Origin of the sequence: Microvirga sp. HBU67558, from assembly GCF_018069605.1 — a bacterium.
GTDB classification, from domain to species: domain Bacteria; phylum Pseudomonadota; class Alphaproteobacteria; order Rhizobiales; family Beijerinckiaceae; genus Microvirga; species Microvirga terrae.
The window spans coordinates 1-236 of the sequence record NZ_JAGPUP010000020.1 but is presented as its reverse complement, the minus strand read 5'-3'; the positions used below and the strand labels follow the sequence as shown (position 1 = coordinate 236).

Here is a 236-nt window from a genome sequence, read left to right as displayed (position 1 = left end):
GGGCTGAGATCTCAAGGCGCGTTCGAGGGTGGCGGGCTCACAAGAGGGGTCGCGCTACGGCGTTCCGGTCGTGGCCGGACCCTCACCCTGCCAGTGGCCCTGGCTCTTCAAGGCGTCCGCCACCTCGCGGGGCATGTAGTTCTCATCGTGCTTGGCGAGCACCGTGTCGGCCTTGAAGATGCCGGCCGGGTCGAGCACGCCCTCGGCCACGACGCCCTGCCCCTCGCGGAACAGGT

General features: G+C 69.5%; 1 protein-coding gene. It reads right to left on the bottom strand.

Annotation, left to right across the window (positions count from 1 at the left end; genetic code table 11):
* Nucleotides 1-54 precede the first annotated feature (54 nt).
* The coding region (locus KBI52_RS00085) for a cytochrome c maturation protein CcmE (RefSeq protein WP_210804709.1) at nt 55-236 on the bottom strand (182 nt) is incomplete at its 5' end.